At 66.3% G+C, this 14798-nt stretch carries 5 protein-coding genes and 1 pseudogene; 3 read left to right on the top strand and 3 right to left on the bottom strand.

Annotation, left to right across the window (positions count from 1 at the left end; all coding sequences use genetic code 11):
* Positions 1–721: 721 nt before the first annotated feature.
* Positions 722–7720 carry a polymorphic toxin-type HINT domain-containing protein gene (locus ACFWB8_RS34925; RefSeq protein ID WP_385236639.1) on the bottom strand — a complete coding sequence of 2333 codons (6999 nt, stop codon included), beginning with the start codon at positions 7718–7720 and terminating at the stop codon, positions 722–724.
* Between the two features lie 254 nt (positions 7721–7974).
* Here ACFWB8_RS34925 and ACFWB8_RS34920 point away from each other — a divergent pair, with 254 nt between their 5' ends.
* From ACFWB8_RS34920 to ACFWB8_RS34910, 3 genes are all read left to right on the top strand, one after another.
* Complete coding sequence (locus ACFWB8_RS34920) at positions 7975–11256, top strand: FG-GAP repeat domain-containing protein (RefSeq protein WP_385236636.1); 3282 nt, start codon at positions 7975–7977, stop codon at positions 11254–11256.
* Positions 11257–11782: 526 nt separating this feature from the next.
* Positions 11783–12151 carry a transposase gene (locus ACFWB8_RS34915; protein ID WP_385236633.1) on the top strand — a complete coding sequence of 123 codons (369 nt, stop codon included), beginning with the start codon at positions 11783–11785 and terminating at the stop codon, positions 12149–12151.
* A gap of 193 nt (positions 12152–12344) precedes the next feature.
* Complete coding sequence (locus ACFWB8_RS34910) at positions 12345–13535, top strand: hypothetical protein (protein ID WP_385236630.1); 1191 nt, start codon at positions 12345–12347, stop codon at positions 13533–13535.
* 164 nt (positions 13536–13699) lie between these two features.
* Here ACFWB8_RS34910 and ACFWB8_RS34905 read toward each other — a convergent pair whose 3' ends face one another.
* Both ACFWB8_RS34905 and ACFWB8_RS34900 read right to left on the bottom strand, forming a co-directional pair.
* Positions 13700–14530 carry a transposase gene (locus ACFWB8_RS34905; protein WP_385236627.1) on the bottom strand — a complete coding sequence of 277 codons (831 nt, stop codon included), beginning with the start codon at positions 14528–14530 and terminating at the stop codon, positions 13700–13702.
* A gap of 168 nt (positions 14531–14698) precedes the next feature.
* A pseudogene (locus tag ACFWB8_RS34900) lies at positions 14699–14798 on the bottom strand (IS481 family transposase); the annotation flags it as partial.

The following is a 14798-nucleotide window of genomic DNA, read 5'->3' as shown; positions in this document are numbered from 1 at the left end:
CCGCCATGCCGGGAAGTTCACGGTGTTCACTCGAGGGCGACTTGACCAGACAGACGGTGGCAGACTGACGGCACATCGGGGCTCCGGTGATCGGGCGACTTGGAGGTCCCCTTGATCATCGGAGCTTCGTTGCGTACGGAACTGGTGGAGTGAAGGTCCGTCACATGCCTGTGACCTGCCGATTCTCCAAGCAGCCAGGACTATGAATCAGCCCTGGGCCTCCGCCACGTCTCCTACGACCCCTTCAACCGACCACTGGACCTGCTGAACATCCCCTGACCAGCCGGTCTACATAAGCACCGCGACTTTGAAACGCCCCTGCTGCCGACCGTACGCCCACTCAGCGCGTGAAGCCCCGCCGGAAATCGTCTGACGGGGCTCCACGCGTTTGTAGGCACACATCTCGTGCCGGAGGCTCAGGAATCCTGCAGAGCCCAATCGCGAACAGACGAAAGAAGCGATTCTAGCTCGCTAGCGGACCCTATTCGACCGCTAGTTGTTTGGACGCGACCCGTAGTCACACTGGTGAAATCCTTCTCAAATTCACCGCTCTCCCATAGTGTTACTTGGGCCATGAAGTCGCTGCCGTCGAGAATCCAGCTCATAGATCCTGGATTGTGTCCGTCGAGAGGCGCTTCGATCTCGGAAATAGTTGCCAGTTTCTCTGTTCTCTGGGTTTCTGTGGCAATCCACTCCTGGACTGCCTCCATCAGGTTGCTCCCTAGGGGCATCCCCATCCTCCTAGCGTTATGTTATCCGCCTTCGGCAGCTCGGGTACAGGATTCCCCTTCTTTTCGGCCAGTCGACCGAAAATGGTGTCAGAATCCGACATCTTGAAATCCCCCGGTCGGCCGCCCGGAATGAGCGTCGATTTCGGAACGTCGAATTCAACGTAGACGGATCCTGGGCGCGCGGAAATATATGCATCCCTACTTGCCGGGTATACGACGTAGGCGAAACCGCCACCGCCACGCTGCACCTTTCCTGTCCTTACCATTGCCTCGTGCTCCGCCGATGACATCCAGCGGCCCACAGTGACCATGCCTTCACCTGGCGTATGACCGCTGTTGTGGACCAGAATCGGAGTCGTCCCCGCAAGGACATAGTACGTGTGGAGGTCCTCGACGGTGAGGTTGTAGGTCCGCGTGTGCGCCTCATAGGCCTTGTTGGCGGTTACGGCGACGATCTTGCCCTGGTCGGTCAGGAGCGTGGAACCGGGCGTGAGGCTTCCTGCCTCCACCCATGCGTTGACTGAGGGTGACCAGAATGGATGCTCGCGAGTCGCGGTGAGTTTTTCTACCCCAGCGGGTGTCTCGACAGAAAGTTCATTGAGGGGCTTTTCGCCTTCGGACCTAACGAGGTTGGATATTCGTCGGGGTCCTGTCTTGCCTGACTCTGGATCGGTAGCGAGGACTTCTTCTCCGACTGCGATGTCTTCGATTTTCTTTGTTGTGCCATTGGCCATCAGTACGAGGGTTCCAGCCAGGAAGCACTGGGATGTTGCCGCGTTGGTTCCGGATTCAGATCCTCGTGAACCGCTTCCCGGTCCTTTTCCTTCTGTCCCGAGTGCTTTGATTGCCCCGCCGAGGCCTGATCCTATTTCGGGAAGGGCTCCGGTTCCGCCGCTATGCCAGTACTCGACATCCCAAAGGTAGTTCTTGAGTATTTGTGGGCAGTAGACTGCGCCGGGTCCGATGCATGCATTTATTGCGGCTGAGTCGATGTCGTTTTCGGTGTAGTCGCCGTGGCCTTGTTTGATGTAGCCGTTCAGGTTTTTTTGGTATTGGGCGAGCCAGGTGGCGTATTGCTTGTCGTTCATGTGTGCGCGAGCGGCACTTGTATGTGCCGATTCGTGCTGCCTGACTGCCGTCGACACGGCGCCCGCGCTGTTACTGCCGCGGCCGCGGCCGTGGCCGCATTCGGGGTCGTTGCTGCATTGGTTTGTTCCGTTGCCGGTGCTGCGGTCGCTGTCGAAGTTTTCGCTGCCGTCGTTGTTGTAGTCCTGTTCGTAGCAGGAGTTTCCGGAGGCGCCGCACATTTCGCGCATGCCGGTGGGGTCGGATGAGGTGATGGGGCTGTTGTTGGCGTAGTTGTAGCCGTTGAGGGATTGCGGGAGGTCGAGGCTCAGGAGGGGGTCGACGCTGATGAACTGCCCGGTGGTGGGGTCGTATTCGCGGGCGCCGATGTGGGTGAGGCCGGTGGTGGTGTCGGTGTCGCCGCCGACGAATCCCTTCTGGCCGGGCCAGAAGGCGGGGGGTGCGCCGCGCTCACCGCCGTAGGGGAGGGATTTGCGGCGGTTGTAGGTGAGGGTGGTGGCGCTGATGGAGAGGGTGTTGGTGCCGTGGTGGTCGGCGATGAGGAAGCGGACGCGGCCGTCACTGCTGGAGCGGATGGCCGTGCCGCCGGGGACGCTGTAGTAGCGGTTGCCGGTGACGGTGTTGGTGGCCTTGGTCAGGATGAGTTCCTGGCCGCCGGGGAGGTAGAGGGTGGTCGTTGCCGGTTCACGCTTGAGGATCCGGGTGCCCGCGGTGTCGTAGAGGAACGAGGTGGTGGCGCCGGAGAGCGTTGAGGTGGCGATCTTTCCTTCGTCGTTCCACGTCAGGGTTTGCGCGGCTGCGGTCGCGGTGTCCTTGGTGGTGAGGTTTCCCGCGGTGTCGTAGGCGAAGGTGTCGGTTCCGGTGGTACCGCCGGTGGCGGTCACCTGCAGGAGCTCGTGGCCGGGGGTGGTCCCGGTGGGATAGGTGTGGGTGCGGGTGGTGTCCGCGGTGATGGGTCCGGCCTTGTGCTGCTTCTCCGTCGCACGCTGGCCGGTGTCGGTGAAGGTCCAGCTGGTCCAGTACGGGTCGACAGTGCCGAGGTTGGGGGTGCCGGCGCCGTTGGCGGGCTTGGTGGCGCAGTCATCCCCGGAGGTCCAGGCCTCGGTCATGCGCTGGGCCCAGTCGTAGGTGAAGCACTGGTCGTCCTTGACCGCGGCGTCGTCCTGCTTGTCGGTGATCCGGGTGATGTTGCCTGCGGGGTCGTAGGTGTAGGTGGTGTCCGACAGGGTCATCGGCCCGGTGGCGTCCCGGTCGGTGGTCGAGGTGAGCACCCGCCGGGTCAGCTTGTCGTAGGTGACCGTGTTGGTGACCAGCGTTCCCAGGTTGCCGAGCTGCGCTTGGGCGAGTTCACCGAAGGGCGTAAAGGTGGCGCCGCGCAGGTAGACCTGGGACAGGGTGCCGTCGGTGATCCCCGGCATGTCCTGCGTGCCGTACTTGTTGGTGATGGTCTCGGCGGGTAGTGCGGTGGTGGCGTTGTTGTTGGTGGTGCTGTAGGTGGTGGTGGCGGGTAGGCCGCTCACGGGGGTTGCGGTACCGGCCACGGTGTAGGTGCCGGCGAGCTTCTCCTCGCCTGCGACCGTGGGGATGGTGACCTTGGTTCCGGTCGGATTGCCACTGGTGTCGTAGCCGGTGACGACGCTGGTGTAGGCGGCTGCGCCGTCGTATCGGGTGGCGGTGGCGGGCAGGCCCTTGCCGCCGGTGGCGGTGTCGTAGGTCCACTCGGCGAGCTTGGTCCCGGTGGTGGTGTCCTTCTTCAGGCTGGTCGGGCGGCCGAGCTCGTCATACGTGGTGGCGAGCGTGATGCCTCGAGCGTCGGTGCTGCTTTGTGGCCGGCCGTCGGTGCCGTAGGCGGTGGTGCTCTTGCCCTTGTCCGGGTCGTCGCTCTCGGTCTGACGTCCCCGCAAGTCGTAGCCGAAGGTCCACGAGTTGCGCCCGGAGGTGTCGGACACCTTCGCGAGCTGGCCCGCGCGATCGTAGGCGTAGGTGTGCTTCTCGTACTGGGACGCGGCAGCCCCGATGAGGGGGCTGCGGTCCTTGTAGTCGCGCCGCTCGACGACCCGCCCGCGAGCGTCCGAGACGGCCAGGGTCGCGGTCGCGCCCTGGGGTGGGACAACAGCCTGCCAGTCGGGTCCGTAGGTGGTGGTGGTCCGCCACTTCTCATTGTTCAGGGACAGCAGGACTGAGTCGGTTACCCGGCCGCGGTTGTCGTAGTGGGTTTCTACGGCGCTGTCGATCTGGTTGTCGGGGACGACGAACATGGTCGCGCCGGCCGGCTTGTCGTTGTAGTAGGGGGCGTTGGTCCGCCGAACACGCCCGTACTCGTCGTAGTAGGTGTCGGCGACGATGCGTCCCGTGATACCGATGGCATCGCTCTGGGTCTGGCGGGGTCGCAGAAGTGAGTCGTACAGCGTGACCGAGGTGCCCCAGAGGCCGTCTTCGTAGAGTTTCTTGGTGGTGACGGTGGAGGGGGCGGTGGTGGACAGGTTGTAGGCGAGGGTGACGTTGGGCTGTTGGGTCGTCGTTCGCCCGGCTGCCCAGCCCTTGACGAGGCGTCCGAGCGCGTCGTACTGGGAGGTGGTGGTGCGGTTGTTCGCGTCGGTGGTGGTCAGCACCAGGCCGCGTAGGCCGTCGTAGGTGGTGGTGGCAGTGTGGCCTTTGGGGTCGGTGGCCGTGATGCTGGTTGGCTGGGCATCGGCGGCCGGGACGTAGGCCACGGTGCTGGTCTGCCCATCCTGCCCCTTGGAGGTCAGGGCGCGGCCGTACTGGTCGTGTGTGGCCTGTCCCGTGATCTCCCAGACGAGCTGATTGTTCGCGTCCAGTCGGGAGGCCTTCTCGGCCTTGGTGGGGAGAGCCTGACCCGGCTTGGGTGCCGCGCCAGGAGCCTGGCCGTCGTACGAGGTTCGGCCCGCGGTGGTCACGGCTTGGGCCGTGATCGCGTTCGTGCACGGCTTGGCGGTGGTGGAGGTGATCTGGCTCGGGTAGTCGATCAGCCAGTTCGCGGTGTCCGGTGTCACGTATTGGGTGACCGAACATGTGGCCTCGGTGCTGTTGGCCCCGTCGTTGCCCTCGGTCAGGAGCAGACCGTAGGTCTTGTCGTAGGTCCGGGTGGAGGTCGATGCCTGCCAGGTGCCGTTGGCCAAGAGCTTGCTGCCGACGGTGGTAGTGGTCCCGGAGTACCGGGCCACTTTGGATGTCAGTGCAGGTCCGGACACCCCTGGCTTGCCGGGGTCGGTGATGCCCGTGACCGGCTGCGAGGCGTTGTCGCCCGATACCCACGGAGTGTGGGTGGTCTTGGTCACCACGGGGCCGGCTTCGCCGTCGTAGAGGCGGGTTTCCGCGACCCTGCCCGCGAAGTCGCTTCGGTCGGTGACCCCGTTGATGGTGGCGACCGTGCGGGGGCTGCCGTTGGCGAGTTTGTCGCCGGCCATGCCGAGGTAGTAGTCGCTCTCGCTCTTGAGGCGGTTGGTGGGGCCGGTCAGGGTGCGGACGGTGCGGTAGCCGTGGAAGTCGTTCCACGTGCGTTGTTTGTCGAGGGTGAACTCTCCCTCGTCGCGCCGCCAGCTGGGGGCTCCGAGGTAGTGATATGTCGTCGTCTTGGACGGGGAGCCGGTGCCGGCCGTTGTGTCGGTCTCCTCGACTTTGCCCACGAGGTATTTGTGGAAGTAGTCCTTGACCTCTTCGACACCCCCGTCACGCGTCCACCATGACGGGTAGCAGCGCTGTGTGTTGGTGTCGTCGGCGGCGGGCAGGTTCGTGGGGCTGCAGTTCTGGATGGTGTAGGTGACCAGCGTGGTGCCGCCGGTCTCGTTGGTGATCTTGTTGATGCGGTACTTGTTGATCGGCGGTCGGCCTTCGGAGGCGTTGACACGGTTGGCCATGGGAGTGCCGGTGAAGACGGTCGCCGGCAGGGGAATGTCCGCGAGCGCGCCGGCCTTGGCCGTGTGCTGGACCGAGTCCAGCCACAGAGCCGGCTTGGTGGTGTCGCCGGTGGGCGGGTAGGACTGGGCGAGGGTCCAGGTGTCCACGGGCACTTGAGTGCCACCGGCCAGGGCGAGGGTGTCGATCGAGGTCAGCCGCTTCGTCGACCAGAATGTCGGCGAGCCCTGCAGGCACTGCGTGGCGGCTTTGCAGTCCAGGTGGACCGGCACGTCCGGCCAGTCGGTGGCGTGGTCCTTGTCGAAGGTGCAGGTGCCGGCGGTGCACCGGTCGGACACGGTGAAGTTGACCTGGGCTGGAGCGAGGGCCGGGGCGTACACCTGGCCGGCGCGTAGGCCGTAGGAAATCTTCTTCAGGGTGCTGTCACGGGTGTAGGCGACGGGTGTGTCGATCTTCCCGTTCTTTGCGTAGTAGCCGGTGTACTTCGAGTAGTACAGGGCCAAGGCGTTGTTGTGCGGGTCGACGACGTAGTCAAGGTTCCAGCGCCAGCCCTGGTTCGTACTGGAGGACGCGAAGTCTGCTCCGTGGCCTGGCTCACCGGCGTGGTTGCCGTAGACGGGGACGGTGTTGACGGAGCCGGTCTCTTCCTTGCCGGTGCTCCAGCCGGGAAGGCGGTTCTTGCCGAACCAGTACTGCGTGCCGTCGGTGGTGGTGACCCGCCAGTACTCGGAGTCGCTGTCTCCGGAGTTGTTGCCGGGGGAGTCGTAGATCCGCTCGACGCGGGATCCGTCGTCGTTCGAAAGCTTCCACACGCCCTTGCCGGCGTCCCAGAGCAGCTCGGAGCTGGAGCCGTTCAGCGACATCGTCGCGTTTTCCGACTTCCAGCACAGGTCGCCGGTCTTCGCCGTGTTGTTGCCGCCTCCTTCTCTGTCGTTCTCACATGCGGCGTACTGGCGCTCGATGAAGCCCGGGTTGTACTCCCACCCCTCACCGACCCACGAGGCTTGGTTGTTCGTCGAACCGGTACGTCCGTCCACAGACGACGAGCTGTATGACAGGGCCACCTTCGGGGTCAGGCCGCCCGGCGCCGGAGGTACCGCGACGGGCAGGTTCCAGCTGAACGAGCCGGAGTTGCCGCCCGCCGACCACGAACCGGAGGGTGCGAGAGAGGTGGCCTCGAACGAGCCCTCGGAGCCGTCGGCGGAGGCTGCCGCCGACAGGACCGCCACGCCGCCGGCGGGAGCCGCGAGCGTGCCGGGCGCCGGCTTGACGAGCGGGGACGCCGCACCGGAGGCCGGTAGATCCACGGACGCTGTCAGCGTGGATGCCTTCGCATCGTTCTGTGTGAGCAACGGTGTGCCCTTGAGGCACTCCGGCTTCGAAGGCGTCGTCAGCGCGCAGGCGGGCAGCAGGCTGAGCCGCAGCGAGGAAGCCCAGTTGGCACCGTAGGCGTCCTTGATCTTCGAGTAGTCGACCTCGACCTGCGTGGTCGCGGCTGCAGAGGAGCCGTCGGAGCGCTGTACGGACAGCAACAGGCCGGTGATGCCGGTCCGCTGGGTGGCCTTGTGGTCGGCGACCGTGACCCGGACCCTGGAGGGGCCGGGCTGGGCGTCCTGGGCGGGAGCCCCGGAGCCGGCTCCTGCGGCCGGGTTGGACGGTGCGACGCGTACGGGCAGCGATCCGACCTGCGCGAGCGTGGTCGTGCTCGCTTTCGCCGCCGGTGAAGCGGAGGGCAGGACGACCTCGGCCGTGCCGGCGGCGGGCCAGCTGACGGGGGCGGGCTTCCACACCGGCGCCTTCACCGCGGCCTTGGGCGCATTCGCCTTGAGGTCCTTGCCCTTGACGGAGGCCGTCTTCTGGACGTCGCGGGGCTTGAACGAGACAGGACCGGCCCAAGCGGGCCCGGTCAGGAGCGAAGCAGTCAAGGCCACCGATGTCGCACCAATAATTCCGGTTCGACTTGGCCATGTTGGCCTCTCGCGACCAACTCTGAACAATCCGGGCATTGAGCCCGTCTTGTTGCGCACAGCAAACCCCCCAAGGGCGATAAGAGACAGATAAAACCGCAGCCAACACCCCCCGAGCGTTCGACGCAAGCCCCATCTTCAGTCGCCTGACCAGCAAAAACCCCTTCAGATACGCCGAAGTGGATCATTATGGATGCCGTGAGCATGTCAGAAACTGACGATAAGTCAGGCAGCTCTACGCCAATGCGAACGCCATCGCATACTCTGCGGTGATCCCGAGCCCTCACGTACGCAGAAAGCCACGAAGAATCCCCATGAATCACCGAAGAGCGGGCGCAGGACCGACCCGCACTCTGACTGCCCTTCTCGCGCTCCTCCTCCCGCTCTCCGCGGCAAGCCTCCTCACCCAGCCCGCCTCCGCCACGGCAGCGGAGACGCCCTCGGGGGGAGGCGCCGCAGGCGCCCCGCGCTCCGCCTCCGCAGCGAAGGCCTTCGCCCTGGCTCGAGACACCGGGCAGCGCGTCGAGATCATCGACCAGCGCACCGAGTACTCCGAGACCTACGCCAACCCCAACGGCAACCTGACGCACAAACAGTTCACGCTGCCCGTATGGACGCGGCACGATTCCGTATGGCGCAGGACCGACGCCACCATCACCGAACACGAAGACGGCACCATCGGCCCGACAGCCGCCTTCGGCATCTCCTTCTCCAGGGGAGGTCAGGACGCTCTCGTCGCGATGGAACGGGACGGCAAGAAGCTGGCCCTCACCTGGCCCGGCAAACTTCCCGAGCCGGTGGTGGGAGGGAACACCGCGCTCTACAAGGAAGTACTGCCCGGCGTCGACCTCAAACTGATCGCCGAAGTCAACGGCTTCGCCGAACACCTCATCGTCAACACCCCCGAAGCCGCCGCAAACCCGGCCCTGAAGTCCATCAAACTCGCAGTCACCACCGACGGCGTCACCCTCGACGACGACGCCGGTGACCGCCTCCTGGCCAAGGACGCAGGCGGCCACATCATCTTCAGCGCGCCCCGCCCCAAAATGTGGGAGCAGCCTCCAACAGCGCCAGAATCACCCAACATGGCCGCACCCGCAGCCAAGAGTGCCCCTGCCCAGCGCGCCGCCGCAGCAGCCGACACCGCGGAACCGGCGGCGGCGCGCCAGGCGCCGGTCGGCGCGGATGTGGACGCGAACCTGCTCACCCTGACACCGGACCCTGCACTGCTGGCCAGCGCCACACAGTTCCCGCTGGTCATCGACCCGATCTTCACCGGTGGCTACACCGAGAAGTGGGCGGTGGTGTACTCAGCCACCCCCGGCGCGGACTACCCCTGGGGCTCCGGCTGGACCTCCAGCAACCCGGCGGACGAACCGCGCGTCGGCAACAACGGGTCAGGCGACACCCAGTCGTTCTTCGCGATGAACACCAACGGCCTGCGCGGCGCGACCATTCTGAACGCCACGTTCGCTGTCGAACAGACCTACTCCTGGGGGTGCGACGCCTCCGCAGCCGGCCCCACGGAACTGTGGAGCGCAAAAGACATCGGCGCCACGCCCACCTGGAGCACCCGTAACAACTACTGGGGCCACTACCTCGCCGAAGGCAACTTCGCGCACGGCAACACCACCCACTGCCCCGGCATCGAGGGCTTTGACTTCCACTCTTCCGAACTGACCGCCTACGTTCAGGAAGGCGCCAGCAAGGGCTGGGACCCTCTCGTCTTCGGTCTGCGCGTCCCCAACTCCTACCTGGGCAACCCCAACAGCTTCAAACGACTGCGGAACAACCCCGTCCTGAGCGTCGACTACAACTTCCAGCCCGAAGTCATCGGCAACGGAGCCTTCGAAGGCAACTGGGCACCCGCAGGCGACGGCAACAAGCCCGTCCCCTGTGGAGGCCTCATCGGCAACAGCGGCCTGGCACTCACCGCCACCCTGCGCGACAACGACGGCGGCCCCGTCGTCCCCGACTTCGTCGTTACCACCGCCGCAGGGGCACCCGTACCCGTCTCCAACGTCACCACCGTGTTCAGCGGCGGAACGGCGACAGCAACCGTACTCGCCCAAAACCTCCCCACCGGCAGCTACAAATGGAAGGTGCGAGCCCGAGACGGAGAAGGCCCCGACGGCTCCTTCACCGGAGAGTGCAACTTCACGGTCGACAAGACCGGACCCACCTCCCGCGTCGCCGTCACCAAAGAGGACGGCAGCGCCCTGGCCGTCCAGCAGGCCCGCACCAAAATGCGCGTCAAACTCAAGAACCCGGCAACCGACCTCGCCGGCTTCTGCTGGGCCATCGACCGCCCCATCTCCGTCTCCGGCAGCCCCTGCTCCTCCAACACCTGGGTGCCCCTCGCCGCCGGCGCCACCGAGGCCGTCATCGAGGTAGTCCCCACAGGCCGGCCCCAGAGCACCCTCTACGTCATCGCCTACGACAAGGCCGGCAACCACTCATCGACCGACGGCGCTGCCGACACCACGGCCTTGAAGACATCTCCCGCCTCTTTCGTCTACCCCACCGGACAAACCCCCCTGTCCAAGCGGGCGACGAAGGACCTCCTCGGCGACCTCAACGGCGACGGCTACACCGACATGCTCGCCACCGAATCCGACAACAAGCTCCGCCTGTACACCGGTGACGGCACAGGCAAGGTCAAGGCGCAGACCATCGGATACAGCGGCTGGGGCGACGCACTACTCGCACACGGCGGCGACTTCACCAACCTCAACGGCCCCAGCGCCGCTCCCGACGGCTACGAGGACACACTCGCCCGCCTCAACAACAACCACCTCTACCTCTACCCCGGCAACGGACTGGGCAACGTCTGGTACGCGACCCGCCAGGAACTCGCTCCGCCCTCTGACCTCGGCAGCAAGGGCTGGGGGCGCATTCTGCAGATCATCACCCCAGGTGACATGGACCAGCGTGCCGACGCCGGCTTCGCCCAGGGCAATGACCTGCTCACTCTCGAGTGCGTAGACGACGCATGCACCAGCGCCCGCCTACGCCTCTACTCCGGCCAGACCGTCAGCGACGGCAGCGCCGACCAGACCGAGCCTTTCCACCTTCAGAGCGACACCAACATCATCGGCCCCACAGGTGCCTGGAAGGACCACACCATCCTGGCCGTCGGCGACCAGAACGGAGACGGCGTCAAGGACGTCCTGACCCGCTACAAGACCGACGGAAACCTCTACCTCTACCCCGGCCAGCTCACCAACGGCACCTACAGCCTCGGCAGCCGCACCGTCTACGGCACCGGTGGCTGGGCGCCCAACAGCCGGCCCCTGATCACCACCGGCGGCAACGCCCAAGGCACCGTCGTCAGCAAGAACGTCAACGACGGCGGCACCCTCATTCCCTTCAGTGAGTTCCAGCCCAAGACGGGCGACGCGCAGGGCGACCTGTGGGCGACCACACCGGCGGACCCCAACAACACCGTCGGATACGACGACGGCACAGGATCCCCCACAAGCACCACCTGCCCCACCGGCTGCCTCCTGTTCTACCCGGGCGGCACCAACACCCACCGCGCCCCCCTCCTCGTGGGCCAAGGAGGCTGGGCCACCACCATCACCGGCATCTTCTGATCCGACACATCCCAACAGATATGGCCCCCGGCGCTCCCGCCGGGGGCTCCTGTTTGGGGCGCGTCAGGACGCAGCGAGGATTCTGGCCGCCTCGTGTACCGCAGACACCCATGAAGACGGAGTCGTGGACGGCAGGAGCAGGCCAACGGCCAGCTTCAACGAACTCGTCGGCGGGAAGCGGGTCAGGGCGAGTCTTTCATCACGACGTGCGTGAGCCGCAGTCTGCCGACCACCTTCGAACGGCGCGCCAGATACGCGGCATCCGCAGATCCCCAAACCGAGGGGCGTGTCAGCGATCTGGCTCTGTCTCACATCCGGTGGTAACGGAACGTCATGCCCGTGGCTCTGAACCTGACGATCCGACATCCCTGCTGGCCAGTGGCGTAGGCCAGCGCCCAGGAGAGAGCCGATCAGCCCGCTGAATCTGTACGGCGGCAGGGGCCGTCCGCCGCTACCTGCGGAACTTCACGCCCTCGGCTCCCGCGGCGGCGCCCAGGCCCGCGCCGCGGCCCCGCCGCATCGTCCGGTGGATCATGACCAATCCGGGCAACCTCCCGGACGAGGACACCCTCACCCTCAAGGAGATCCGCGCCGGCTGCCCCGAACTCGACGCGGTCACCGACCACGTCCGCGACTTCGCCGAGATGATGCGCGACCTGCGCGGCGACCAGCTGCCCCAGTGGATGGAGCGGTCGAGCAGGACCCCCTGCCCGCACTGCACTCCCTGGTCAACGGGCTTCGCCGCGACCAGGACGCCGTCATCGCCGGACTCTCCAGCCCCTGGAGTTCTGGCCAGGTCGAGGGACAGAACACGCGAGTGAAGTTCATCAAGCGGGCCGGGTACGGCCGCGCCAACTTCGACCTTCTGCGCAAGCGGATCCTGCACAGAACCTGATGGCCAGTCACAAGATCAGCGCCCGAGCCCACAGCCCCGCAATCGCCGATCACGAAATCGCGACGGCAGCCGCGACCGGGCCCCAGCGTCCCTTTCCGTGCTCCTCCATGGCCGGGCGTGCGCCCGTGCTGGGCGGGCCTGGTGGCGCCGGCCAGCGGCGAACCCACGGCGTCGGGGCAGCGAGAATGGCGGGATGGACGGACTGGGTGGGGCGCTGGAGCGGGTAACTGCGGATGGCGATGTGGTGAACGGCTGGCTCCAGGGGCTGGCGGGCAATCAGGTGCTGCCGGTGGAGATGCTGGCCCGGCTGCTGGAGTTCGACGAGCTGCCGATGCCGAGCTTCTGGCTCAAGTACAGGACCTTGGATGCCGCAGCGACGGAGCTGCTGGTGGCTTCGCCGCAGATCCAGCACCGGCTGGACGTGACGGAGAACGCGACGGCGGACGTCGACGTGCTGGCCCGGCTCGCGCGGGATCCGGAACCACGGGTCCGGTTCGTGTACGCGGTGATGCTCTTCGAGTACAAGCGCCGTATCCCTGCCGGGGTGCTGGAGATCCTGGCGCAGGACCTGGAACCGAAGATCCGGCGGATCGTCGGCGAGAGTGAGAAACCGCCCGTCGCGGTGCAGGAGCCGCCGCCCGTGCTGACGGCGGAGCAGCGGGTGACGCACCCGGATCCGGCGGTGCGGATGAAGGCCGCCGCTGATCCCGAGGTACCGACCGTCCTGGCCCTGCGACTGGCGGAGGATCCCGAGAACGACGTCCGGCTCGCGGTGTCGATGCGGGAGGAGCTGACGGAGGAACAGCGCACGGCCATCCCTTGCACGGTGTGGCAGCACTTCTGGTCGCCGCCGCCCTGGATCGCACGGCAGGCGACCGACCCGGAGGCGGCCCGCCGGATCGCGCGGTCGGCGCACGTCGGGCTGCGGCGGGTGCTCGCGGCTCAGCCGCACCTGACGCCGGGCGTGGTGGCCCTGCTGGCCGCAGACGAGGACGAGTGGGTGCGGCGCACATTGGCCGAGTCGTGCGAGGACGCGCCGCACGAGCTGCTGGTGGAGCTGTACGCCACGGTGCAGGACCGGTACTGGTCGGGGTACCGCAACCACCGCAACTTCGCCCGGCCCGGGTTGGCCCGGTTCGCCGACGACCCCAACCCGCGGCTGCGGCACGCCGCGTTGGACGACCCGGAGGCCGGGCCGGAGCTGGTGCTGCGGCTGGCCGACGACCCTGAGGTGGGTGGCTGGGCGGTGCGCGACCCCAGGCTGCCCGCCGACGAACTGCTCCGGCGGCTCACCCTGCCCGCACATGCCGCCGCTGCCGCAGGCAATCCGGCACTGCCGGTGGCGGTCATGCACCACCTGCTGGACCTCGCCCGGTCACGCTGACCTTAGGCGAGCGGCTGATGCATGGCCTGCAGGGCGATCAACCCGCCGTCCAGCGAGAGGTATCCGACCACCTCGGCCAGCACCACCAGGGCCGTCAGGACGACGCAGCGTCACAAGATCAGCGACAGAGCCCAGAATGGCTCTGGCGATGATCACGTGACGGGTCAGGGTGTCAGGAGTATTCGGAGCCTGAGGAGATCGAAGTTGGCTCTCCCGTAGCACTGGCGTTTGAGGGCTTTTGCTCGTGTGACTGCTCCCTCCACGGCACCGGAGTTGTGTTCCAGGCTCAGGCCGTTGGTGACCGCGGCCAGGTCGCGGCGTAGTCCGGTGGCGAAGGTGTGGAGTGTGGGCAGGTCGTCGGCTTCGACGCGTTCGATCCAGTCGGCGATTTCGGCGCCGCGTCGGCCGGTCATGATGGCGGCGAAGGAGCGCACGTGAGCGTCCAGGCGGTGCAGGTGCTCGCACCGTGTGAGGAGGTCTTTGATCTCCAGGGTCTCGTCGTCGTCCAGGTGGTCGGGGTGGCTGAGGATCCATCGGCTGATCTTCCGGGGCTTGGGAATCACCGGGCCTGATGGAGCCGGCCGCCTTCGGACTGGGTCGGGACGGCTGCGGCTGGTTCCGGCGACTCGGTATTCGCGCAGGTAGCGGCGCACGATCTGCACGCTGCCGTTGAACCCCAGTGGCCTGATCCGCTCGGTGATCACCGTGGCGTTGGTGACGCCGGAGTTCCACAGCCCGTGGACCTGCTCGCGGTAGCTATCAAGCTTCGTCACGCGGTTCTCGCACTTCACCAGCAGTTCCGCCAGCGTGGTGGCGTCAGCGAACCGGCGGACCGTCTGCTGGTCCAGGTTCAGCTCACGGCCGACCGCCGCCCGTGACATGCCAGCCGCCAAGCGGCTCTGCACCGCCTCGAAACGCTCGCGGGTTCGGATGACCAGTCGCCGTTCCGGGCGAGGTGGCAGCACAGCCTCCAGCGCGAGGAGAATCGCCGGCACGGGTTCCGGGACTGGGTCCGGTTCAGGTGCGGCCGGCTCGCTCTGGACACGGAGGCAGTGGTAGTGGGAGTTCACGGCCTTACCGACCGCTTCACACAGGTTTTGCCATAAATGAAAGCGATCTGCCACCTGGATGGCGTCCGGCGCGCCAGTGCGAACGCCCTCGGCCTAGGTGTATTGCCCTGTGAGGTTGGGGACGCGGCTGGCGGGTGGTTTGCCTGCGAGCGCGGTGTGTCCGCGGTGGTGATTGTAGAAGTGCAGCCAGTGG

It is taken from the genome of Streptomyces sp. NPDC060031 (assembly GCF_042736805.1).
In the GTDB taxonomy this organism is placed as follows: domain Bacteria; phylum Actinomycetota; class Actinomycetes; order Streptomycetales; family Streptomycetaceae; genus Streptomyces.
Note: the sequence above shows the minus strand (reverse complement) of the source record. Positions and strands in the feature narration are given on the sequence as shown.

Coding starts and splice junctions, on each gene's coding strand:
- ACFWB8_RS34920 (WP_385236636.1), top strand. CDS start 7,975: ATGAATCACCGAAGAGCGGGCGCAGGACCGACCCGCACTCTGACTGCC.
- ACFWB8_RS34910 (WP_385236630.1), top strand. CDS start 12,345: ATGGACGGACTGGGTGGGGCGCTGGAGCGGGTAACTGCGGATGGCGAT.